Annotated in this window: 16 protein-coding genes; 10 read left to right on the top strand and 6 right to left on the bottom strand. The window is 72.9% G+C overall.

All coding sequences use genetic code 11. The annotated features are described in order from the left end of the window. Positions 1–196 precede the first annotated feature (196 nt). Entirely contained in the window at positions 197–2,293 is a 2,097-nt protein-coding gene (locus tag AB0J40_RS07495; RefSeq protein ID WP_364450044.1) for a serine/threonine-protein kinase, read from the top strand. Positions 2,294–2,398: 105 nt separating this feature from the next. Here AB0J40_RS07495 and AB0J40_RS07490 read toward each other — a convergent pair whose 3' ends face one another. Together AB0J40_RS07490 and AB0J40_RS07485 are read right to left on the bottom strand one after the other, a co-directional pair. After that, positions 2,399–2,872, bottom strand: coding sequence for a MarR family winged helix-turn-helix transcriptional regulator (locus AB0J40_RS07490; RefSeq protein ID WP_364448926.1), 474 nt, complete (start codon positions 2,870–2,872; stop codon positions 2,399–2,401). Next, positions 2,869–4,074 (bottom strand): antibiotic biosynthesis monooxygenase, encoded by a 1,206-nt coding sequence (locus AB0J40_RS07485; RefSeq protein ID WP_364448923.1) that lies wholly within the window; start codon positions 4,072–4,074, stop codon positions 2,869–2,871. Before AB0J40_RS07485 ends, AB0J40_RS07490 begins: the two co-directional genes overlap by 4 nt. A gap of 5 nt (positions 4,075–4,079) precedes the next feature. Here AB0J40_RS07485 and AB0J40_RS07480 point away from each other — a divergent pair, with 5 nt between their 5' ends. The 6 genes from AB0J40_RS07480 (at position 4,080) to AB0J40_RS07455 (ending at position 13,407) form a co-directional block, all read left to right on the top strand. Beyond that, positions 4,080–5,000: an LLM class flavin-dependent oxidoreductase gene (locus AB0J40_RS07480; RefSeq protein ID WP_364448920.1), complete on the top strand. Its 921-nt coding sequence runs from the start codon at positions 4,080–4,082 to the stop codon at positions 4,998–5,000. Between the two features lie 131 nt (positions 5,001–5,131). Beyond that, positions 5,132–10,531, top strand: a complete 5,400-nt coding sequence (locus AB0J40_RS07475) for a DUF6531 domain-containing protein (RefSeq protein ID WP_364448919.1) — start codon at positions 5,132–5,134, stop codon at positions 10,529–10,531. 44 nt (positions 10,532–10,575) lie between these two features. Further along, positions 10,576–11,367: a hypothetical protein gene (locus AB0J40_RS07470; protein ID WP_364448918.1), complete on the top strand. Its 792-nt coding sequence runs from the start codon at positions 10,576–10,578 to the stop codon at positions 11,365–11,367. A gap of 100 nt (positions 11,368–11,467) precedes the next feature. Next, complete coding sequence (gene sigJ / locus AB0J40_RS07465) at positions 11,468–12,358, top strand: RNA polymerase sigma factor SigJ (RefSeq protein WP_364448916.1); 891 nt, start codon at positions 11,468–11,470, stop codon at positions 12,356–12,358. Between the two features lie 99 nt (positions 12,359–12,457). Continuing rightward, positions 12,458–12,925 (top strand): cupin domain-containing protein, encoded by a 468-nt coding sequence (locus AB0J40_RS07460; RefSeq protein WP_364448914.1) that lies wholly within the window; start codon positions 12,458–12,460, stop codon positions 12,923–12,925. Between the two features lie 23 nt (positions 12,926–12,948). Continuing rightward, complete coding sequence (locus AB0J40_RS07455; protein WP_364448912.1) at positions 12,949–13,407, top strand: carboxymuconolactone decarboxylase family protein; 459 nt, start codon at positions 12,949–12,951, stop codon at positions 13,405–13,407. Here AB0J40_RS07455 and AB0J40_RS07450 read toward each other — a convergent pair. Genes AB0J40_RS07450 through AB0J40_RS07435 form a run of 4 tightly spaced genes read right to left on the bottom strand, consistent with a single transcriptional unit; the run spans position 13,379 to position 16,050 of the window. After that, the gene (locus tag AB0J40_RS07450; RefSeq protein ID WP_364448910.1) at positions 13,379–13,987 is read right to left on the bottom strand and encodes a YetF domain-containing protein; all 609 of its coding nucleotides are present in this window, start codon (positions 13,985–13,987) and stop codon (positions 13,379–13,381) included. The genes AB0J40_RS07455 and AB0J40_RS07450 overlap by 29 nt on opposite strands. Before the next feature lie 13 nt (positions 13,988–14,000). Then, the gene (locus AB0J40_RS07445; RefSeq protein ID WP_364448907.1) at positions 14,001–15,059 is read right to left on the bottom strand and encodes a maleylacetate reductase; all 1,059 of its coding nucleotides are present in this window, start codon (positions 15,057–15,059) and stop codon (positions 14,001–14,003) included. Continuing rightward, a complete protein-coding gene (locus tag AB0J40_RS07440) occupies positions 15,056–15,262 on the bottom strand; it encodes a tautomerase family protein (protein ID WP_364448905.1) in 207 nt (68 codons plus the stop codon). Before AB0J40_RS07440 ends, AB0J40_RS07445 begins: the two co-directional genes overlap by 4 nt. Next, positions 15,262–16,050 carry an SDR family oxidoreductase gene (locus AB0J40_RS07435; protein ID WP_364448902.1) on the bottom strand — a complete coding sequence of 263 codons (789 nt, stop codon included), beginning with the start codon at positions 16,048–16,050 and terminating at the stop codon, positions 15,262–15,264. The genes AB0J40_RS07440 and AB0J40_RS07435 overlap by 1 nt, the downstream gene beginning before the upstream one ends. Before the next feature lie 253 nt (positions 16,051–16,303). On the opposite strand from AB0J40_RS07435, the gene AB0J40_RS07430 reads away from it, so the two are divergent. The 3 genes from AB0J40_RS07430 (at position 16,304) to AB0J40_RS07420 (ending at position 22,002) form a co-directional block, all read left to right on the top strand. Then, positions 16,304–19,327, top strand: a complete 3,024-nt coding sequence (locus AB0J40_RS07430) for a BTAD domain-containing putative transcriptional regulator (RefSeq protein ID WP_364448899.1) — start codon at positions 16,304–16,306, stop codon at positions 19,325–19,327. Between the two features lie 75 nt (positions 19,328–19,402). After that, positions 19,403–19,948 (top strand): flavin reductase family protein, encoded by a 546-nt coding sequence (locus AB0J40_RS07425; RefSeq protein ID WP_364448896.1) that lies wholly within the window; start codon positions 19,403–19,405, stop codon positions 19,946–19,948. Then, complete coding sequence (locus tag AB0J40_RS07420; RefSeq protein ID WP_364448894.1) at positions 19,945–22,002, top strand: LuxR C-terminal-related transcriptional regulator; 2,058 nt, start codon at positions 19,945–19,947, stop codon at positions 22,000–22,002. The genes AB0J40_RS07425 and AB0J40_RS07420 overlap by 4 nt, the downstream gene beginning before the upstream one ends. Positions 22,003–22,006: the final 4 nt, after the last annotated feature.

The following is a 22,006-nucleotide window of genomic DNA, read 5'->3' as shown; positions in this document are numbered from 1 at the left end:
CCAGCCCGGCCACGGCGGCGACGAAACACCGCGGACGACCAGAGCACCGCTCGGCGGTCGTGGTCCGTTCCCGCGGGGCCCGTTTCGTGCTGGTGGTTGCGCGTCCCGGCCGGTTTCGGCCCTTCCGGGCAAATGGCGTGCCGGGTGCTGGCAAGATTGTTCTGCCAGTGACGATGTGGTCTGGGGGAGGGTGTCAGTGCGTGAGCTTTCGCCGGGCGATCCGGCGGCAGTGGGGCCTTATCGGACGCTTGCGGAGCTGGGCAGCGGCGGGATGGGCCGGGTACTGCTGGCTTCCGGGCCGGACGGCAGGCTGGTCGCCCTCAAGCTCGTGCACCGGCAGTTCGCCGAGGAGCCGGGGTTCCGCGCCCGGTTCCGTGCCGAGGTGGCCGCGTCCGGCGCGGTGTCCGGTGCGTACACCGCCGCGGTGGTCGATGCCGATCCCGACGCCGCTACGCCGTGGCTGGCGTCGGTGTTCGTGCCCGGACCGTCCCTGCAGGACGTGTTGGACCTTGCCGGTGCGTTGCCCGAAGAGCCGGTGCGCCGGCTTGCCGCCGGGCTCGCGGCCGCGCTGATCCGGATTCATCGGGCCGGACTCGTGCACCGCGACCTCAAACCGTCCAACGTCCTGCTGGCCGGCGATGGCCCGCGGGTCATCGACTTCGGCATCGCCCGTGCGGTCGGCGGCGACCGGCAAGCCGGGCTGACCCGCACCGGCTGGCTGATCGGCTCGCCCGCGTTCATGTCGCCGGAACAGGCCAGGAGCGAGGCAGCCACTCCGGCGAGCGACGTGTTTTCCCTGGGCTCGGTGCTCGCCGCCGCCTCCACCGGCGGAAGCCCCTTCGCCGATCAGGGCACCCTGCAGACCCTCAACAACGTGGTGCGTGCCGAGCCCGACCTCTCCGCGCTTCCCGCCGCGATCCGCGACCTCGTCCGCCCGTGCCTCGCGGCCGACCCCGCCGACCGGCCGACCCCGGCGGAACTGCTCGAGGCGGTCGGCTCCATCGCTCCGTCGACGAATCCGTGGCCGCCCGCGGTCGAGCGGCTCATCACCGAGAACGCCGCCGAGCTGGACCGCTTCCTCGAGCAGGCGCCGGACGACCGCACGAAACCACTGACGTACACCGTCGCCGGTAGCGGGCGCACCGAGCCCGTGAACCGTGACGAAGCCGGGGACGAGAAACCGCCGACGAAGCTCGTGCCGAAGTCCCGCCGGCGTGCCGTGTTGAGCGCACTGGTACTTGTGCTGGTCCTCGTCGGTGCGGCGACGTGGGTTTGGTGGCCGACGCCCCCGGCACCGGCGGCGGCTCCGCCACAGCCACGGTCCCCGCTCACCCGGATCGGTGCGCTCTCCGGTCCATCGCACCCCCAGTTCGCCCGGTTCAGCCACAACGGCGCCACGGTGGCCGTCGTCAACTCCGATCACACCGTGCAGCTGTGGGACGTGGCCGCGCGCAAGCCGATCGGCCAGATCCTCGGCCCGTTCGGCGAAACCGGTCCGAGCGACCTGGCCTTCCGTTCGGACGACCGGACCCTCGTCACCGCGAAGGTCGACGGCGAGGACGCGGTCGTGCAGAGCTGGGAAGCCGCCAGCGGACGGCAGGTAGGCGAACCGCTCGTCGTCGACAAGATCGACAACCGGATCTTCGCTCCCACGCTCAGCCCCGACGGCGCGTTGGTCGCGGTGTCCGACGAGGACGACGATCTTCAGCACGGCGTCTTCCTGTGGAACGTCGCCGACCGCCGGCTCGCCGGCCGGCTGGAGGCGAGCGTGAACGTCAGCGGTGTGATCTTCAGCCCCGACGGGCGCACCATCGTGGTGCACGACTGGAACGAAGCCGGAACCGCCCCGCTGACGCTCTGGGACACCGCTTCGCTCCGCCGTTTCGGCAACCAGATCACCTTGCCCAAGGGCGAGCCCCTCTCGACTGTCTCGTTCGGCCGGGACAACCGGTCCTTCGTGACCGCCAGCGGCGGCGGTAAGGACGATCCGACGCTGCGGGTCAGGCAGTGGGACGTGAGCACGCAAAACCAGCTGCGGGCAACGTTCCCGTTCGCCTCGGCTGCCGGCACGACACCGGAGGGAAGTTACCCGATGGCGTTGGGTGGCCAGGACGGCAAACATCTGTTCACCCTCGCCGGCGACGTGCTCGTCGTCCGGGACCTCGACGGCAAGCAAGACGGTGCCGAACTCGCCGGAATCCGATGGCTGACCCTCAGCCCGGACGGGCACACCATCGCCACCACGTCCGCCGAGACGTCCGACACTGCGTTGAAGCTGTGGCGAATGCCCTGACGCCGGCCGGCGTTCGCACCCCGCACCGATCACCAAACCCCACTCGCGGGGCGGCCGGGCGCCTCCTGTTTCCGCCCGGCACGTCGGCGAAAGCGGATCCGCCACTCAGTGGGCGCCGCGCGAGCCGAGGTGGGCTCGCTGGTGCTCGGTGATCTCGATGAGCCTGTGCTTGAACCGCTCGTACTCGTCTTTCCCGAGGCGTTCGGCGTGGCGTCGCTGGATGGCGGCCATGATCTCGTCCGCCGTCCGCATCTGGGCGAGCCCGCGCTCGGTGGGGCAGACGAGCTTCGCCCGGCGGTCGCTTCGGTCGGGCCGCCGCTCGAGGTACCCCAGGACTTCCAGCTCGTCGATGAGGATGCCGATGTTCTGCTTGTGCTGGCCGGACAGCTGCGCCAGGTCGGTCGCCCGGACCCCGTCCGGGTCGAGGTAGGCCAGCACGGCGCCGTGGCGGGGCTTCAGGTCGTCGAAGCCCCGCTCGGCGAGTGTCGAGAACAGCTCCCGCTGGACCGCGAAGAGCAGCCGCCCCGCGAGTACGCCGAGGTCCGGGTCGGTCGCGTTGCGCTCCGCACGGGTGGTCATTCGCCGCTCCGGGCGAGCGTCTCGCTGATCCAGCCGGTGATCTCCGGCCAGACCGGGTGTCCGGGCTGGACGACGTCGAAGTGGGTGCCGCCGTCGACCTCGACGTACCGGGCGGTGCCGCCCCCGGCGGTCACCTTCTCGGTGTAGCGGCGGCTCCACTCGGCGGGCACGGCTTCGTCGACGGTGCCGTGGACGGCGAGGACCGGGACGCCGGGACCGGCCAGTTCCGCCGGCGACGTCCAGGCGTAGTGCTCGGCGACCAGCAGCGGCACGATCCCATCGCCGACGGCGTCCGCCACCGCGGGCCACACCTCGGGCCGGGCGGGCTCGGGCGCGTCCTTCGGCGGCTCGGCGTCGGGGTCGGCAAGGACCTTCCCGAAGCCTGCCGCGGCGGCGGCCCGCAGGTCGAGGGCGCCGGCCAGCGCGACCAGGCCGATCGGCGTGATCTTCGGGTGCGCGCCGGGCGCCTCGGGTGGGAGCGCGCCGCGGTGGGCGGCCCAGGCGGCCAGGTGCCCGCCCGCGGAGTGGCCGAGGAGCACGACGCGGCCGGTGTCGAGGGCCGGGTCCAGGCCGTCGAGGGCGTCGATCGCCGCGGCGACGTCGAGGAAGGTGCCCGGCCAGCCGCCCCCGGGCTCGCCGATCCGGCGGTACTCGACGTTCCACACCGCGTAGCCCCGGGCGATGAGGTCGTCGACGACGCCGGTGATCTGGCGGCGGTCCCAGATGGCGGTCCAGTAGCCGCCGTGGAGGACGGCGACGACGGGGAACGGGCCGTCGCCCTCGGGCAGGTACAGCTCGCCTACCTGCGACGGCTCGGGGCCGTAGGCGACGGTCCGGACCCGCCGGGCGCCGTCTTCGGCGTCGTCGTAGCGGACACCGCGCTCGGCGCCGACCAGCGAGCCGATCGTCGCGAAGAAGGCCCCGATCGCGGGCAGGTTGGCGCCCTTGGCCTTCGACTCGTCCCAGGCTGCGTCGTCGGTCCACTCGACGAAGTCCAGCCACGTCCGCTCGTCGAGGCGGACCAGCCGCGCGCCGAGGAAGCCGCGCCGGTCCTCGCGGAACGCGGCCACCATGCCCGGGCGCGCGGCCAGCATCGCCTCGGTGTTCTCCGGTGTCACGGTGAAGGTGGTCAGCTCGATGACCGACATCGTCAGCTCCTCGGGTCCGCGGTCCGCCAGATAGTACTCACTTATGATAGTCATAGATTATGACTAAAATCGACGCCGGGCCGGCCGGCTCGCTGCGGTTCGGCGTGTCCCTCACCCCGGCCCTCGACATCGCCTCCGTACGCGCTCGCGCACTGGCCGCCGAAGAAGGGGGCCTGGACCTGGTCGGCGTTCAGGACCACCCGTACGTACCGTCCTATCTGGACGCGTTCGTGGTGCTGGGCCGGCTCCTGGCCGCAACCCGGACGATCAGCGTCTTCCCGGACGTGGCCAACCTTCCCCTTCGCCCGCCCGCTGTGCTGGCGAAGACGACGGCCGCGCTCGACATCGTGTCCGGCGGGCGGTTCGAACTGGCGCTCGGCGCCGGCGGGTACTGGGACGCGATCACCCGGATGGGCGTGCCCCGGCGCACCCCGCGCGAGGCGAACGCCGCGTTGCGGGAGGCGATCACCCTGATCCGCGCGCTGTGGGCGGACGACGCGGCACCGGTCGAGCTGGCGGGAGAGCACTACTCGCTCGCCGGCGTGCCCGCGGGGCCGGCTCCCGCGCACCCGATCGAGATCTGGACCGGAGCCCAGGGCCCGAAGGCGCTCGCTCTCACCGGCGAGATCGCCGACGGCTGGGCCGCGCCGATCGCCGCCTACCTGCCCTACGAGAAGTGGGATGAGGCCAACCGGCTGATCGACGAAGCCGCCGTCGCCGCGGGCCGCGATCCGGCGTCCGTGCGCCGCATCGCCCAGGTCGTCGGCACCATCACGACGGCCAAGGGCCGGCCACGGCTCGACGAGGGCGCCGCGCCCGTGCGGGCCACCGCCGGGCAGTGGGCGGAAGTGCTGGCGCGGCTGGGCACCGAGCAGCCGTTCACCTCGTTCGTGTTCTGGCCCGAGCACGAGACGACCGACCAGATCACCGCGTTCGCCGGCGAGGTGGTTCCCGAAGTCCGTCGGCTGCTCGGCGAGTGAAGCGCCGGCGAACTGCCGCAACACGGGGCCGTGCGGCGATGTCCCTGGTGGTCGCCGGTGCGTAGCCGCGCTCGGCGGAGCAAGCAGCGGCGGGCAAGATCGCGGTGCTCCTCCGCTGCTAGCGTGCTGGTGTGAGCAACCCGTTGATCGCGCAGACCCAGGACTCCACGAAGGCCTACTCCGGGATCTCACTCCTGGAATCCGCCAACGACCTCTCGTCCGCGATCAAAAGCGGCGACTGGGCCTCGGTGGCGATGGGCGCGGTCGGCACGGCGCTCGATGCCCTGTCGATGGCCATGGACCCGTTCGGCGCGATCCTCGCCGCCGGGGTCAGCTGGTTGATGGAGCACGTCGGCCCGCTCAAGGACGCCCTCAACGCGCTCACCGGCAACGCCGACGAGATCCAGGCCCAGTCCGAGACCTGGGCCAACGTCGCCAAGGAACTCGGCAGCGTCTCCTCGGACCTGACCGACGCCATCAAGGCCGATCTGCAGTCGTGGTCCGGACCGGCCTCGGACGCCTACCGGCAGCGCGGACAGGACGTGTCCACCACCCTGGAAGCGGCGCAGAAGGGCTGCGAAGGCGCCTCCAGCGGCGTCAAGACCGCCGGCGAGGTCGTGGCCGCGGTCCGCACGCTCGTGCGCGACATCATCTCCGAACTCGTCGGCCACCTGATCAGCTGGGCGCTGCAGGTCGTCTTCACCCTCGGCATCGGCCTCACCTGGGTCGTCCCCCAGGTCGTCACCGCCGTCGCGAAAACCGCCTCGAAGATCACCGACCTGGTCACCAGGCTCGTCAAGGCGCTGAAGGCCCTGGTGCCCCTGCTCAAGAGGGCGGGAACGCTCTTCGAGGACGCGGGCAAGGCACTCAAGAACCTCAAGGTCGGCAAGGCCGCCCCGCCGCCCAAGGTCCGCGACATCAACGGCACCCCGAAGGCCCCACCGGTGAAGACCCCCGGCGGCGACGGCGGGGGCACCCCCAAGGACCACACACCGCCGCCGGTCGCCAAGGGCGGCGACGACACCACCCACGCCTCCGGCGCCGGCGACGGCGGCTCCAAGGGCGGTGGCGGCACCCCACCGCCGAAGACCGACGAGGCGCCGCCCAAGGCCGACCCCGAACCGCCGCCGGCGCAGACCCCGAAGGGGCCGGGGGACGACAAGACGGTCACCTCGGGTTCCGGCGGCTCCGGCGGCGGCAAGAGCATCAAGGACAGCAACGCGAACCCGCACGAGAACGGCACCCCGCCGCCGGACCGGTCGGTGTGCGGCGACCCGATCGACGTGGCGACCGGGTGGATGCTGCTGACGCAGACGGACCTGGAGATCCCCGGCGCGTTGCCGCTGGAGGTGTCGCGCACGCACATCTCGTCCTACCGCGCGGGCCGCTGGTTCGGCCCGTCGTGGAGCTCCACCGTGGACCAGCGGCTCGAGGTCGAGGACGACGGCGTGCACGTCGCGCTCGCCGACGGAAGCCTCCAGAGCTACCCCGCGCCGGCGAACTCCCCGGTGCTGCCGGTGGCGGGCCCGGCCCGGCCGCTCCGGCGGGTCGAGGGCGGCTACCTGGTCGAGGATCCGCAGCAGCAGCACAAGCTGTTCTTCGAGGAGTCCGCCGACGGCGTGTTCCCGCTGCGGACGATCTTCGACGGCGACGGCAACCGCATCGACGTGGTGCCCGGGGCGAACGGGGTGCCGGCGGAGCTGGTCCACTCCTCCGGCGACCGGGTGCTGTTCGACAGCGCGGGCGGCCGGATCACCGCGCTGCGGGCCGCCGACGGCACGGTCGTCGCGAGCTACTCCTATGACGCGCGTGGCCGGCTGGCCGAGGTCGTCGACGCCGCCGGCACCCCCACCCGCTTCACCTACGACGCCGACGGCCGGATCGTGCGCTGGGAAGACGTCAACGGCCGCTGGTACGGCTACGGCTTCGACGCCGCGGGCCGGGTCGTGCGGGCCCGCGGCACCGACGGCTACCTCGACTGCACGATCGACTACGACCGCGAGAACCTCGTCACGAGCGTGACCGACTCGCTCGGCGCGGTGCGCCGCTTCCACCTCGACGACCGGCTCAGGGTGATCGCCGAGACCGACCCGCTGGGCCACACCACCAGCCTCGCCTACGACGAGCACGGCAGGCTGCTCACCCGCACCGACCCGCTGGGCCGCCAGGTCCGCTACGAGCGGGACCGGGCCGGCCGGGTCGTCGCGATCACCGCGCCGGACGGCACGCGGTCGCTGACCGAGTACAACGAGCAGGGCCGCCCGGTCGCCGCCATCGGCCCCGACGGCGCCACGTGGCGCTACGAGTACGACGAGCGCGGCAAGGTCACCGGGGTCGTCGACCCGCTCGGTGCCCGGACCTCCTACGCCTACGACGAGCGCGGCAACGTCGCCGTGGTCACCGACGCGCTCGGTGGCACCACCCGGATCGCCTCCGACGCGGCGGGCCGGCCGCTGACCGTCGAGGACGAGGACGGCGCCGTCACCCGCTACACCTACGACCTGCTCGGCCGCACCACGTCGGTGACCGACGAGCTGGGCGCCGTCACTCGGTTCACGTGGGCGGCGGGCGACCAGCTCGCCGAACGGATCGAGCCGGACGGCGCGACGTGGCGGTGGAAGGACTCCGCCGTCGGGAACACCGACGAGAGCACCGACGCGCGCGGCAACACCACTCGCACCGAGTACGCGCAGTTCGACCTGCCGGTGGCCGAAACCGGCCCGGACGGCGCGCGGCTCGCCTACGCGTACGACACCGAACTGCGCCTGGTGTCGGTGACCAACGAGCAGGGCCTGGTCTGGCACTACCGCTACGACCTCGCCGGGAACCTCGTCGGCGAGACCGATTTCAACGGCCGCACCCTGCACTACCGCTACGACGCCGCCGGGCAGCTGATCGCCCGGACGAACGGTGTCGGGGAGACCACGACGCTGGAGCGCGACGTGATGGGCCAGGTGGTCCGCCGCGTCACCGGCGAAGACGTCGCGACCTTCGCCTACGACCAGGCCGGCCGCATGGTCTCCGCGCGCAACGCCGACGCCGAGGTCACCTTCGCCTACGACGCGCTGGGCCGCGTGGTCGCCGAGACGGTGGACGGGCGCGTGGTGCGCTCGGAGTACGACGAGCTCGGCCGGCGCCGCGCGCGCCACACGCCGTCGGGCGCGGTGTCGCGCTTCGAGTACGGACCGGCCGGCACGCTCGCCGCGCTGCACGTCGGGAACCGCTCGCTGCGCTTCGAGCACGACCTCGCCGGCCACGAGCGGGTCCGCCGCTTCGGTGCCGCGGAACTGCGCCAGAGCTGGGCTCCGGGCGACCGGCTGCTGGCCCAGACGGTGGTCGCGGGCAACCGCACGACCCAGTACCGCGAGTACGGCTACCTCGCCGACGGCTACCTGGCTTCGGTGGCCGACGCGATCACCGGTCCCCGCACCCTCGAGGTGGACCCCTCGGGCCGCGTCCAGGCCGTCGTGGGCCACGGCTGGCAGGAGAACTACGTCTACCACCCGACCGGTGTCATCGCCCAGGCGCAGACGCCGGGAGCGCCGACGGCCGGGCCACGCGAGTACCGCGGCACCCTGCTCACCGCCGCGGGCGCGGTCCGCTACGCCCACGACCCCGAAGGCCGCACCACCCTGCGCGGTGCCGGGCCGGCGGGTCCGCAGTGGCAGTTCCGGTGGAACGCCGAGAGCCGCCTGACCTCGGTGCTCACGCCCCGGGGCGAGCACTGGCGCTACCGCTACGACGCACTGGGCCGCCGGGTCGCCAAGCAGCGCCTCACGCCGGACGGGCGGGTGGCCGAGCAGGTCCAGTTCGCCTGGGACGGGGACGCGCTCGCCGAACAGGTGCGCACCGGACCCGGGCAGCCCCCGGTCGCCACCGTGTGGGAGTGGGAACCGGGTACCGGCCGCGCCCTCACCCAGACCGAACGCGTCCTCGGCGCGCCGGGCGAGCGGTTCCACACGATCGTCACCGACCTCACCGGCACGCCGAACGAGCTGTTGGAGGAGTCCGGTGAGGTCGCGTGGCACCGCCAGGCCACGCTCTGGGGCAAGGTCCTCGACGGACCGGGCCGCACCACCACGCCGTTGCGGTTCCCCGGCCAGTACCACGACGCCGAAACCGGGCTGCACTACAACCTCAACCGCTACTACGACCCCGAGGTCGGCCGTTACCTGTCCCACGACCCGCTGGGTCTCGACCCCGGCCCGGACTCGCAGGCCTACGTCCACAACCCGACCGCGCTGGCCGACCCGCTCGGTCTCGCTCCGACCGTCACCCCGTGCGCGGCGAAGAAGAAGCAGCAGGCGGCCGCCTCGGGTTCCGCGAAGTCCAAGGTGAGCAAGGCGAAGCAGCAGCTGACCGGTAACACCGGCGGGCCGAGCAAGAAGGCTCCGAAGGTGAAGACCAAGCCGGACGGCAACCCCGCGAAGTCCGACGGCACGTACGGCACGACGAAACACGAGCAGGCGCGCACCTGGGAGAAGTACCAGAACGAGATCAAGAACGACTCGACCTGGAAGGACCCGAACAAGCTCGTCAGCGGCAAGACGCACGAGTCCGAGCACCCGATCGGGTACAAGGCCATCGGCGGCGACGAGTTCCAGCGGGCGAACGCCCACGAAAGCCAGATCCGCGACGGCGTCAAGGCCGGCGATCGCGGGCCGAAAACCGCGGACGAGGCCGCGAACATCAAGGACGCCAGGCGCATGGAAGACGACGCTCCGGCCTACCAGGAGTCGGCGCAGGCGCACCGCGACAACATCGGCACCGGCGTGCGCGGCGAGAAGGACGGCTCGGGGTTCAACGCCGACACCTACCGCGAATCCCTCGGCAACACGTTGCGCGAAGGCCGGCCGAGCGACGGCGTCCAGCTCAACCAGCTCACCTACGCCCACCAGCACACGAAGCCCACCATGGTGGACAACCCCAACTTCGTCAGCAAGGACATGACCCCGGACGAGCCCAAGAAGGTCCACGCCTGGGAGCCCAACCCGCACTACAAGAACGACATCGAGACACCGAACGAGCCGAAGCAGACCCACAAGATGGAGCCCGCTCCCGAGCGGGACAGCTTCCGGCCGACCGCGGGCACGACCCAGGGCAAGGTCGCCGACGACTCCTACCACCACATGGTGGACAAGATGGAGGGCAAGTCGATCGAGTACAGCGACGGCACCGGCGGTGTCGGCAGGCCGGGCGGTACCACCCACACCCCGCCGGTCTCACGCGACGACGTCATCGAGATGCACACGGCGCGCGACGTCGTGCGGGACGGCGCGAACGTGTCCAAAGAGGACATGCCGATGTTCCTCCACGACAAGGAGATGGGCCACCGCCTCGGGCAGCCGACCGACGCGGACAAGCAGAAGTACTGGGGCGACGACGTCAAGGACGTCGACATGTCGGACCAGGCGGTGCGGGAGCGGATCCAGGCGCAGCAGGAACGCATGCAGCAGATGGTCGGCCAGCAGCGCGCCGGCCGCGAACCGGGCTGGGGCGCCGACCCGGACGCCATGGAGGTGGACGGCTGACGGACGTGCGGCGGTTCGCACCCGGCCCGAAGTTAGGATCCGCAATGGGACGCAAGTCGGTGTTCACCTTTCAGTACATCGCCATCGACACGGAGGCTGGTGTCACGCCGGAGGAGTTCGAGACCTTCGTGCGTGCCGAAGGCGTTCACCTGCCGTTGTACCCGGGGTGGCGGTGGACGCTGCTGCGCGGGTTGCGCGGAGAGCGGACCGGGCAGTACCTGATGCTGTACGAGATCGAGAGCGCCGAGCAGCGCGACCGGTACGTCACGGCCCGGGGTGAGCAGACCGAGGCGGCCCGGCTGTTCTGGGCGCGGCACCCGGAGGCGGAGGCGGTGCTGGCGCGGTGGCGGCGGCTGGGCACGTTCGCCGAGCTGCCGACGTTGTTCACCGACTACCGGCTGCTGGCCGACAATCCGCGGAGCACGGTCACGCCCGGCCCCCGCTACCGCGACCGCCCGGGGGAGGAGCCCGTCGCCCGGGTCATCGGGATCCACAACCTGGCGTTGCGCGCCGGCGTGACCGAGGAGATGTTCGACCGCTTCATCGCCGAGAACCACCACCGCATCGACGACTACCCGGACTGGCGGTTCCACGTGCTCAAGGGCGAGCGGGGCAACCGCCTCGACCAGTACGTGATGATGATGGAGATCGCGAGCCTGGAGGCGCTGGACGTGTTCTACCCCGAGCCCGACATCGCCACCGGCGAGGCGGCGGAGTTCGCGGCCGCCCACCGCGACACCAAGCAGATGTACGAGGAGTGGAAGCGGCTGGCCTCGTTCTCCGGCTCACCGCAGATCTACACGGACTACCTCGCCGTCGCGGAGAACCCGGCGTAGTCCCGCACGTCTGAAGGCCGGCCGGTGGCGGTGAGTTGCCGGTGCCGGGCCAACGGGGGAAGGTAGGCTGGAGCCGCAAGCTGGAGGAGGTCGCGGTCGCGTGGTTGACGAGCGTGTGCCGCGGGAGGCCCGGCAGGCGGACCGGCTCGGTGCCGAGTGGGAGACGCATCGGCCTGCCGTCTTCGGGGTTGCCTACCGGCTGCTGGGGAGCGTGGCCGATGCCGAGGACGTCACCCAGGACGTGTGGCTGCGGGCAGCTGGTTCGGACCTCAGCGAAGTCGATGACCTGCGGGCCTGGTTGGTCACCGTGGCCGCGCGGCGGTCCTACGACATCCTCAAGAGCGCTCGCGTGCGTCGGGAGTCCTATGTCGGGCCTTGGCTGCCGGAACCGCTGCTGACCGGACCGGACGCGTCGGAGCCGGTGCTCGTCGACGAGTACGTCGGTACCGCGATGCTGCTCGTCATGGAGGAACTGAGCCCGCCGGAGCGGGTGGCCTTCGTCCTGCACGACGTCTTCGAGCTCGAGTTCGGCCGGATCGCCGAAGTGCTGGACGTCTCCGTGCCCGCCGCCCGGCAGCTGGCCTCGCGGGCACGACGGCGGGTGGCCAAGGCGAAGCAGTCCGCTCCCCAGGCACCGAAGGCGGAGCGCGAACGGGTGCTCGCGACCTTCCGCGCCGCCTACGAATCCGGTGACCTGGCCGGCCTGGTCCGGCTGCTGGACCCGGATGCGGTCTACGTCACCGACGGCGGTGGCAAGGTCTCGGCGGCACGCAAGCTCATCCACGGCGGCGAGCGCATCGCCGAGGTGATGGTGCGGGTGGGCCGCCAATGGGGTCTGGATCACATCGACCTCGTCGAGGTGGGCGGCGAGCTCGCCCTCGTGTGCCACCGGCAGGGCCGCGTCTACTCCGTCGACACGGTGCAGATCACCGGCGGCCTCATCACCGCGTACCGCCGGGTCATCAACCCGGACAAACTTTCCCACCTCTGAGCTGTCACACCCGGAGGGGCTACGTCGTCTCCCTGGCGAGAACGAAAAAGGGAAGGCGAAGAAACGCTCGCGCCATTCCCTCTCCCGGTGAGGAAAGTCATGAAGAACAGCAGAACGCGGATCGCCGGCGCCGTTCTGGCCGTCGCCGCCCTGGCCGGAGCCGCCGCCTGTGCGGCCGACCAGTCCGCTTCGGCCACGACGCCGACGGCCACCACGGCGGCACCGCCACCCACGGAAACCCTGAGCCCCTTGCTGCAGCAGGCTCTTCCCGACGTGCCAGGGAAAACCTTCACGTCGGCGATCGTCACCCTGCCTCCCGCCGCCCGCGCGGCACCGCACCGGCACGGCGGCGCCTTCGTCTACGCCTACGTCCTCGACGGAACTGTGCGCAGCCAGGTCGACGACAAACCCGTCGGCACCTTCCGCGCGGGGGATAACTGGACCGAGCAGCCGGGCGCCCACCACGTCCTCACGGAAAACCCGAGCGCAACGGAGCAGGCCAGGCTGCTGGTCGTCTTCGTCGCCGACAACGGAGCCGAGCTCAAAGTCGACGACGCCCACCAGTGATATCCAAGAAATCGGAGAAAGTGATGACGAACACCCAACGAGTCAGCATCGACAAACAGCACCCGGCCGCCTACAAAGCACTCATCGGCCTTTCCGCGGAGGCGGAGAAAGCCGCCACCGCCGCGGGTCTCGACCCGCTCCTGACCGAGCTGGTGCGGATCCGCGCGTCGCAGATCAACGGCTGTGCGTTCTGCCTGCGCATGCACACCGGTGACGCCCTCAAGAAGGGGGAAAACCCCGACCGGATCGCGGTGCTGCCCGCCTGGGAGGAGACGGGCTACTTCTCCGACACCGACCGGGCGGCGCTGCGGCTGACCGAGGCCATCACCCGGGTGGCGGACGGTCACGTCGGCGACGAGGACTACGCCGCCGCCGCGGCGGTGCTCACCGAGGACCAGATTTCGGCTGTCGCGTGGCTCACCACGGCGATCAACGCGTTCAACCGCGTGGCCATCACCAGCCGGTACCAGGTCGCCGGCTGACGTCCCCGGCTTCCGGACGGCCCGGGAACCCGGGCTGTCCGGAGGGCTTCCGCTCGCCGTGGCCGGCGAGGTCTTCGACCAGGAAGGGATCCGGTGCGGAGTCCCGCCGGGCCACGCTCACCCGGCCGTCGGCCTCGAGGACGACCCAGGCGACGTCGTCGAGGCGGGTGATGCCGGCCAGCCGGAGGTGCTGGCGCAATTCGTCCGGGGTGATCCGGGCGTGCAGCAGGCCGGCGTGGCGGACCTGCGGACCCTCCATGAGCAGAATCGGTTCCAGCCGCAGCGCCCTGCCGAACCAGCGGCTCTTCCGCGCGAGTGCGCACAACCGCTGCAGTACGAACAAAGTCACCATCGCGACCACACCGCCGGCCGGCGTCGGGACGCTCAGGAGGGCGGTCCGGCCGAGCACCGCGCCGAACGCCATGACGGCGGCGGCGTCGTAGACCGACATCGCCGCCAGGCTGCGCCGGCCCATGATCCGTACCAGCACGAGGAAAACCCCGTACATCACGACCGTCGTGAGCGCGACCGCGAGCACTCCTCCCGGGGTGATCGACCGGATTTCGGCCAGTGTGGGCACGGGCACCTCCACGTCAGGGCCGAACGCCGTGCCAGGCTCCGGTGAGCAGTTCCAGGATTCCCTCGCGGGCCAGCGGCTGCGGGTTCGGGTACGGCGAGGCGGTCACCTGGTCTGCCACCGCGCCGAGATCGCCGAGGCCGAGGCCGAGCGCACGCAGGCTCGTCGGACCGTCCACCCGCTCGATCAGTCCGAACACGCCCGAAGGCGCGTCGGGCGCGCCCAGCGCCCGGGCGATCCGCGCCATCACTTCCGGCACAGCCGGTGCGTTGTAGCTCATCACGTGCGGGAGGACCACGGTGTGCGTGCTCGCGTGCGGCAGCCCGAAGCTGCCGCCCAGCACGTGGCAGAGCTTGTGGTGCAGGCCCATGCCCACCGAGGCCAGGCACATCCCGGCCAGCCAAGCGCCCCGGAGCAGATCCGACCGCACCTCGAGGTCGTCCGGCTCGCCGGTGAGACGGCTCAGTCCGTTCCCGAGGCCCGAGATCGCGTCCAATGCCCAGCCGTCGACGATCGGGTTGGCCTGGGCCGAATACAGCGCCTCGACCGCGTGGGCGAGCGCGTTGACCGCGCTGGTGACGGCGATCGGCACGGGCAGCCCGCGGGACAGCTCCACGTCGTAGATCACCGTTTCGGGCAGGATCGACGGTGAGGACCGGGTGGTCTTCGTCCCGCCGGCGGTCTCGCCGAGCACGGGTGTGACCTCGGAGCCCGCGTAGGTCGTCGGGAGGATGACTTGGTCGACGCCGGTCCGCGCGGCCAGCGCCTTCGACAGCCCGGTCGTCGAGCCCCCGCCGACCGCGACCACGCAGTCGGCGTCGCTCGCGCGCAGGTGGCCCATCGCCTCCTCGGTCACGCCGACCGGGGTGTGCAGGGCGGCGCCGTCGAACCGGGCGACGCACCGGGGCCCGAGCAGCTTTTCGACGCGGTCGCCCGGCCCGGCGAGGTCGCCGGAGCTCAGCAGCAGCACGCGGGACCGGCCGAGCCGGGAGACCTCGGCGCCGACCTCGTCCAGCAGCCCCCGGCCGAAGAGGATGCGGTAGGGGAGGCCGACGTACTCGAACCCGGCCGTCACGGCGTCGCTCGCGGGTGGCGGGTGTCGTGCAGGAGCGTGCCCCCGACCATGACCTCGCTGTCGGGTACCTCGACGAGCCAGACCCGGAAGGCGCTCTCCGGCGTTCCGGTGGCCTGCGCGGCGGCCGCGGACACCGCGGCCAGCAGGTCGCGCTTCACGGACCGGTCGTGTCCCTCGGCGATGGTGATCTGGATGAACGGCATCAGGCCACCGGCTTCGTCAGGCCGCCGTCGACGCGCAGCACCTGGCCGGTGACGTAGGACGCGTCGTCGGAGGCGAGGAACCCAACCGCGGCGGCGATCTCTTCCGGGTAGGCCCAGCGGCCCAGGTGGATGCCGAGCGCGTCGGCCATGTTCGCGCGCACCTCGTCGGCCGTCAGGCCCTGCTTCCCGGCCATCGCCTCGTGGCGGGCGAGCCAGCCTTCGGTCAGCGTCATCCCCGGCGACACCGCGTTGACCCGGACGCCGCGGGGCGCGGCTTCGGCCGCCAGGTAGCTCGTCAAGGCCACGACCGCCGCGTTGGTGATCCCGGTGACCGCGGCTCCCGGGACGAGCACGTGCGCGGTGGCTCCGGCGACGTTGACGATCGCGCCCCCGGTCATCCTGGGCAGCGCGGCCTTCGCGACGCGGACGAAGCCGCGGAGCTTCGTGTCGAGCGCGCCCCCGAGCACCCCGTGCTCGGTGTCGGCGAGGGGTGCCGAAGCGATCTGCGGGCCGGCGCAGTTGACGACGACGTCGAGCCGGCCGTGCCAGGCGTACGCCTGACCGACGGCGGCGTCGACGGACTCGCCGTCGCGCACGTCCGCGGGCACGGCCAGCGTTTCCCCGCCCAGCCGGACCGCGGCGTCCTTCAGCGCGGTCTCGTCACGGGCCAGCAGCGCGACCGCCACGCCCTGCTCGGCCAGGTGCCGCGCCACCGCGTACCCGATTCCGCGGCCGGCCCCGGTCACCAGCGCCGTGCGCCGCTCCGCCCGCTCCGTGCGTGCCACCATTCGGGTCTCCTTCGGCTTGTCCCCGGCAGTTCGGCCTCCACTGCACCGCGAGCCGGCCCGCATGACAAACCGCCCTAACAGCGCCGTTCACACCGTGCTCGCCGGCGAGCCGGGCGGCTCTCGCACCGCTAACGGGCACCGGGACCGAATGCGAACCAGGCCTGTTAATCCGCGGGAAATCCCGCGTTGCCCACCCGTGGTGCACGGGAGACACTGCATGCGGACGAGCCGGCAGCGAGGGGAGGTGCGTCGCGTGGCGCCTTCCGAACCCGGCGCGACGCCGGAGCCGGGTGCGCGGACCATCATCCGGCGGAAGCTGGCGCCGCCCGTCGTCGGTGACCGACTGGTCCGGCGGGATCGGCTGACCGGCCGCATCCGCGCCCTGCTCGGGCAGGCGAACGTCCTCGCCGTGTACGCGGCGGCCGGCTCGGGCAAGACCACCGCCGTCGCCATGGCCCTGGAAGACCTCGACCGGCCGGTCGCCTGGCTGTCGCTCGACGGCACGGAAGCGGCGGCGGGACGCCTGCTGCTGTACATCGAGGCGGCGGTCGCGCCGCACGCCCCCGAGGCGCGGGGCGCGGCGACCGACGCGCTCGCCGCCGGCATCCTGATCGGCGAGGCGGCGGGGCTGCTCGCCGAAAGCCTGCACGGCACCGGGCTCGTGCTCGTCTGCGACAACGCCGAGCGGATCGCCGGCAGCGACGAGGCGCTGACCGTCCTGTCCGCGCTGGCCCGCTACGCCCCCGCGGACGTCGCGATCGTCCTCCTTTCCCGGACCGCCCTGCCGCTGGACACCGGTTCGACCGGGGAACTGGCCCGGGTCGCCGAGCTCACCGGTCCGGACCTCGCCTTCGACCTCGACGAAGCCGCGGAAGCGTTGCGCCTGGCCGGCCGGCCCGCGTCGGAGGCGGCCGAGGCCATCCGCGTCACCGGTGGCTGGGCGGCGGGAATCCTCTTCGCCGACGGTGCCGTCGCCGAAGCACCGCACCGGTTCCGCGACTACCTCTCCACGCACGTCCTTTCCGGACTGTCCGAACCGGAGCGGCGGTTCTTGGTGTACACCAGCCTGCTGGACGAAGTGACCGCCGGCGACGCGCTCGCGCTCGGCCTCGACGACGCACCCCGGACCATGGCGGCGCTGCGCCACCGCCACCTCCCCGCCGCCTGGCCCGACGACCGGACGCTGATCGTCAGTCCCCAGCTGCGGGACCACCTGCGCGACCTGCTCGCCGAGCAGGAGCCCGCCGAGCTGGCGCGGGTCCGGCTGCGGCACGCGCGGCTGCTGGTCCGCCGGGGCGAGCAGGAGGAGGCGGTGGACGCCCTGCTCGGGGTCGGCGCGGCCGACGAGGCGTGGGCACTGGCGGCCGAGCTGCTGCCGCGCCTGATCGAGCGGATGGACTTCGGCCCGGCGGCGCGCTGGCTCGACGAACTGCGGGTGTCCGAGAGACCGCTCAGCCCGCGTATCGGCGGGATCGTGCTGCGTGTCGCCTTCGCACTGGAACAGGCCGGGCGCGGAGTGGAACTGTACGACCGGTACGGCAGCGGCTGGCTCGCCGAGGAGCACCACGGCTCGGGCGAGGCGCTGGTGCTGCTGGTGTGGTGCCTGTGGCACGCGGGCCGCCCGGCCGATGCCGAGCAGGTGGCCGGGCTGCTGCCGCCGGGGCGGGCCCGCGACATCGCGCGCACCGTGCTGGCGCTGAGCCGCGACGACCCACCGCCCCCGTTCCCCGCCTTCGCGACCACCCCGTCGGGACCGCTGGACGGGATGCTCATGCGGCTGGCCTTCATGCGCGGACGGCTGGCCGGCCTGGACGACCCCGGCACCCACGGTCCCTGGCGCAGCGTGCTCGGCGCCCCCTGGGTCATCGCCGGGCTCCGCGTGACGGGGCGGATCGACCAGGCGCTGGCCCGCTACGAGGCGCACCGCGACGCACCTCAGCCGCTGTGGCTGCACGCCCTCGACGCCGTGGAGCTCATGATCGACCTCCGGCGCGCCGAGGACGCGTGGCAGGCCCTGCGCCGCGGGCACGAACTCGTGCCGGCCACCGGGTCGCAGATCTACCGAGTGCTGCTGCACGTGATGGAGGCCAAGCTGTGCCTGCGCCTGCACCAGGACCCGGACGCCGCGCACCGCGCGCTGGACGAAGCGGAGGCGAGCGGATCGGGCACGCACGCGTTCACCCGCGAGCTGACCTCTCTCTGGCGGGGGCTCGCGTTCCTGCTGCGCCACCGCGACGCCGAGGCCCGGGACGCGTTGCGGGACTGCCTGCGGAGCATGCTCGCCGCCGATCGCGTGCTCGAGATCCCGACCGCGGCGTGTTACCTGGCCGAAGTCCAGTGGCGGCTCGGCGCGGAGGACGATTCCGACGAATCCGCGGCGCTGGCGATCCGGGTGGCGGAGGAGCGGGGTTCGGTGCACCTGCTGCTCACCGCGCTGGCGGACGTGCCCGCCGTGGCGGTGCGGGGCGCGGACACCGAACCGAACCGGCTGTCGCGCTGGCACGAGCTGACCGCGTCGCTCGCGAACGGCCGCCCGATCACCGCGGCCGGCCGGGCGCCGAGGCTGGTGCTCGAGGATCTGGGCGAGCCGGAACTGCGGGTGGACGGCGCGACGGTGACGCCCCGGCTGCGCAAGAGCGTCGAGCTGCTCGCCTACCTCCTGGCCACCCCCGGCCGCGCGGCCGGTCGGCAGGAACTGCTCGGCGCGCTGTTCGACTCGGACAACGAAGCGGCCGGGCGCAGCTACCTGCGGCAGGCGCTGTACCGCCTGCGCGAGGTGCTGCCGGAGGAACTCGCGCCCGTCCTGCGGAAAGACCGCTTCCACCTGCCGGGACCCGACCTGGTCGGCAGCAGCGCGGCCGACGTGCTGGAGGCGTTCACCCAGGCCGACCACCAGGACGCGGAGGTCAAGCTGGACACGCTGACCCGGGCGCTGGCCGCCACCGAGCGGGGCCGGTACCTCGCCGGCCTGTCCGGCGCGTGGGTGGAGGCGCGGCGCGCCGAAATCGACGAGCGCGTCCTGCGGGCCCGGCTGGACGTCGCCAAAGCCGCGTTCCGGCTGGGCCGGTACCGCGAGGCGGTCGCCAACGCGGACACCGTGCTGCGCCTCGATCCGTACCGCGAGCAGGCCTGGTTGCTGCGGATCACCCTGGCCCAGGCAAGCGGCAACGACGACGACGTGCTCGCGCTGTACCAGCGCTACGCGGCGACCATGCACGAACTGGCCGTGCCCCCGTCGGCGGAGGTGCACCGCCTGGTCACCCGGCTGCGGAGCTGATTTCCCGGCCGGTAACGGGGTCGGTGGCACGGTGGTGGCGGCCAACGTCACCCGCGTGCTCCCACGGAGGTAGCAATGGACAGCGCCAAGCAGCTCGCCGGGCCCGTCACCGACGACGGGGTCTTCCGGTTCCGCCAGGCCATTTCCCGGTTCAGCACCGGGGTCGCCGTGATCACCACGCGCACCGCGGACGGGCCCGCCGGGATGACCGCGAGCGCGGTCGCCTCGCTGTCGATGGACCCGCTGCAGCTGCTGGTCTGCATCGGGTCGAACCTCCCGACCTGCCAGGCGATCCGCCGGTCGGGGCACTTCGCCGTCAACGTCCTCGGCGAAGACCACGAACACCTGGCGAAGCACTTCGCGACGCGCCGGAAGGACAAGTTCGCCGGCGTCGAGCTGCGGCCCGACAGCGACGTCCCGGTGCTGGCCGACGCGATCGCGCACTTCGTCTGCGCCGTCGCGGACACCTTGCCCGGCGGTGACCACACCATCGTGGTCGGCGACGTGCTGAGGTGTGACCACGTGCCGGGCACGACCCCGCTGGTGTACTTCGCCAGCGCGTTCGGCGCCCTCCACGACCCGGCGGCCGCCGGTGGCTGGCACTTCGCGTCGGCGATGTGACCGCACCCCGGACGCGTCCGGCCGTCGTCGTCCGGACCCGGCTGCGGCCACCCGCTCCGCACCCGGACGACGTGCGCCGCACGCGGCTGCTGGCGCGGCTGGACGCGGCAGGCGAACCGGTGGTCCTGGTGGCCGCGCCGCGAGGCGCCGGGAAGACCGTGCTGCTGGCGCAGTGGGTCGCCGCCAGGAAGTGCGCGTGGGTGAGCCTGAGCCGGCACGACGACACCCCGGCGGGGGTGTGGTCCGCGGTGCTCGAAGCACTGCGGCCCTCCTGCGCCGGCGTTCCGGCGCCACCGGCGGCCCTGCTCGACGACGAGCAGGCGCTGCTCACCGAGATCATCCCCGAGCTGCTCAACGCGCTGGCTCCGGCCGGGCCGCTGGTCCTCGTGTTCGACGGGCTGGACGTCGTCGAGCACCCGGTGACCAGGGCCGCGTTGGACGAGTTCGTCCGCCGGGCGCCCGACGCGGTCCGGGTGGTGCTGGCGACGGCGCGCCCGCCGAGCGGGCCGGTCGCCGCCCTGCGCGCGGCCGGCCGGCTCGCCGAGTTCACCGAGGACGACCTGCGGTTCGACCTGGCGGAGACCCGGCACCTGCTGTCGGCCACGGCCGGGCGGCCGGTCGACGAGGCGGAGGCGGCCGCTCTGTGGCGCGGGTACGCGGGCTGGGCGGCCGGTCTGCGGCTGGCCGGCATGGCCCTGCGCAGCCGGCCGCCCGGCGCGCCCCTGCCGTACCCCGTTCCGGCGGTGGCGGAGTTCTTCCGCGCCGAGGTGCTCGAACGCGTCACTTCACGCCAACGCCGGCTGCTGCTCCACAGCAGCGTCCTGGCCGAGCTGACCCCCGAGCGGTGCGCGGAAGTGACGGCGCTGCCGGCGGTGGGGGAGACGCTGGCCGCGTTGGCCGCGTCCTCGCTTTTGGTGCGGCGGACCGGAGCGGGGCTGCGGTGCCACCCGGTGCTGCGGGCCGTGCTGGGGTCGGTGTTGGCGGCCGAACACCCCGAGGCCGTCGCGGCCCTGCACGCCCGCGCGGCGGAACGCCTGCGACGGGAAGGCGATCCGGACGCCGCCTACGAGCACGCCCGCCTGGCCGGGCTGTCCGACGTCGCGGTCCGGATCGCGCTCGAAACGTGGCCGTCGGCGCACCCGCGGACCTTGCTGGCCCGGCTCGACACGGTGCCGGTCGGGGGACGCGCGGCGGCCGCGGCCGCCGAGCTGGCCTGCGGGCACCCCGCTCGGGCGGCGGCCCGGCTCGCCGGTGCCGCCGGTGCTCCCGCGACGGCGGTGCGGGCGTGGCTGGCCCTGCACCGCGGCGACCTGGCCGGCGCGCAGGGCGAAGCCGCGCGGGTGATCGCCGGCCACCGGCCGGAGGACGCCCGGTCCTGGTGGCTGCTCATGGCCGCCGCCGCGCTGGACACCGCCGAGGTGTGGGAAGGGCGGGCGGCCGAGGTCGTCGACCGGCTGGGCGTGACGGCTCGCGACGCGGACGAGCTCGGCTACCGGGATGTCGCCGTGCGGGCCCTGGACGCCCGCACGGCCGGATTGCTGCTCGTCGGCGACGCCACGGCGGCACTGGCGTCGGCGGCGCAAGCGGTTGCCCGGTACGAGCCCGATCCGACGCGGTGCGTGGCGCCCGTCGTCGCGATGGCGTGCCTGGCGAGCGCGGACCGCGGCGGGATTTCGGCTCCGGTACCCCTCCTGCCGCACGCGGAGGCGTTCGCGGCGCTGCTCGACGCGCAGTCCGCCTCGCCCGGGGACGCTCGCGAGCGGGGGAAGGCCCGCGCCCGGGCGCGGGCCGCGCTCAGCGGCGTGCGGTCCGGCCCGGTGCTCGCCGGCCTGTTCGAGGGACAAGGGATTCCCGATCTCCGCCCGGCTGTGCTGTCCGACCGGGAACGGGCCGTGCTCCGCGCCCTGGCCGGGCCGCTGACCCTGCGCGAGATCGCCGCCGAACTGCACGTCTCCCACAACACCGTGAAAACCCACGTCCGGTCGGTGTTCCGCAAGCTGGGCGCGCACGATCGCGCCGACGCCGTCAGCCGGGGAGCGCTCCCCGGCCGATGACGTG

The sequence above is a fragment of the Amycolatopsis sp. NPDC049691 genome (genome assembly GCF_040675005.1).
GTDB lineage: Bacteria > Actinomycetota > Actinomycetes > Mycobacteriales > Pseudonocardiaceae > Amycolatopsis.
Note: the sequence above shows the minus strand (reverse complement) of the source record. Positions and strands in the feature narration are given on the sequence as shown.

Excerpts from the sequence above, each read along its gene's own strand:
- AB0J40_RS07490 (WP_364448926.1), bottom strand. The coding sequence starts at position 2,872 with ATGACCACCCGTGCGGAGCGCAACGCGACCGACCCGGACCTCGGCGTA.
- AB0J40_RS07485 (WP_364448923.1), bottom strand. The coding sequence starts at position 4,074 with ATGACTATCATAAGTGAGTACTATCTGGCGGACCGCGGACCCGAGGAG.
- AB0J40_RS07480 (WP_364448920.1), top strand. The coding sequence starts at position 4,080 with ATGACTAAAATCGACGCCGGGCCGGCCGGCTCGCTGCGGTTCGGCGTG.
- AB0J40_RS07470 (WP_364448918.1), top strand. The coding sequence starts at position 10,576 with ATGGGACGCAAGTCGGTGTTCACCTTTCAGTACATCGCCATCGACACG.
- AB0J40_RS07460 (WP_364448914.1), top strand. The coding sequence starts at position 12,458 with ATGAAGAACAGCAGAACGCGGATCGCCGGCGCCGTTCTGGCCGTCGCC.
- AB0J40_RS07455 (WP_364448912.1), top strand. The coding sequence starts at position 12,949 with ATGACGAACACCCAACGAGTCAGCATCGACAAACAGCACCCGGCCGCC.
- AB0J40_RS07440 (WP_364448905.1), bottom strand. The coding sequence starts at position 15,262 with ATGCCGTTCATCCAGATCACCATCGCCGAGGGACACGACCGGTCCGTG.
- AB0J40_RS07435 (WP_364448902.1), bottom strand. The coding sequence starts at position 16,050 with ATGGTGGCACGCACGGAGCGGGCGGAGCGGCGCACGGCGCTGGTGACC.
- AB0J40_RS07425 (WP_364448896.1), top strand. The coding sequence starts at position 19,403 with ATGGACAGCGCCAAGCAGCTCGCCGGGCCCGTCACCGACGACGGGGTC.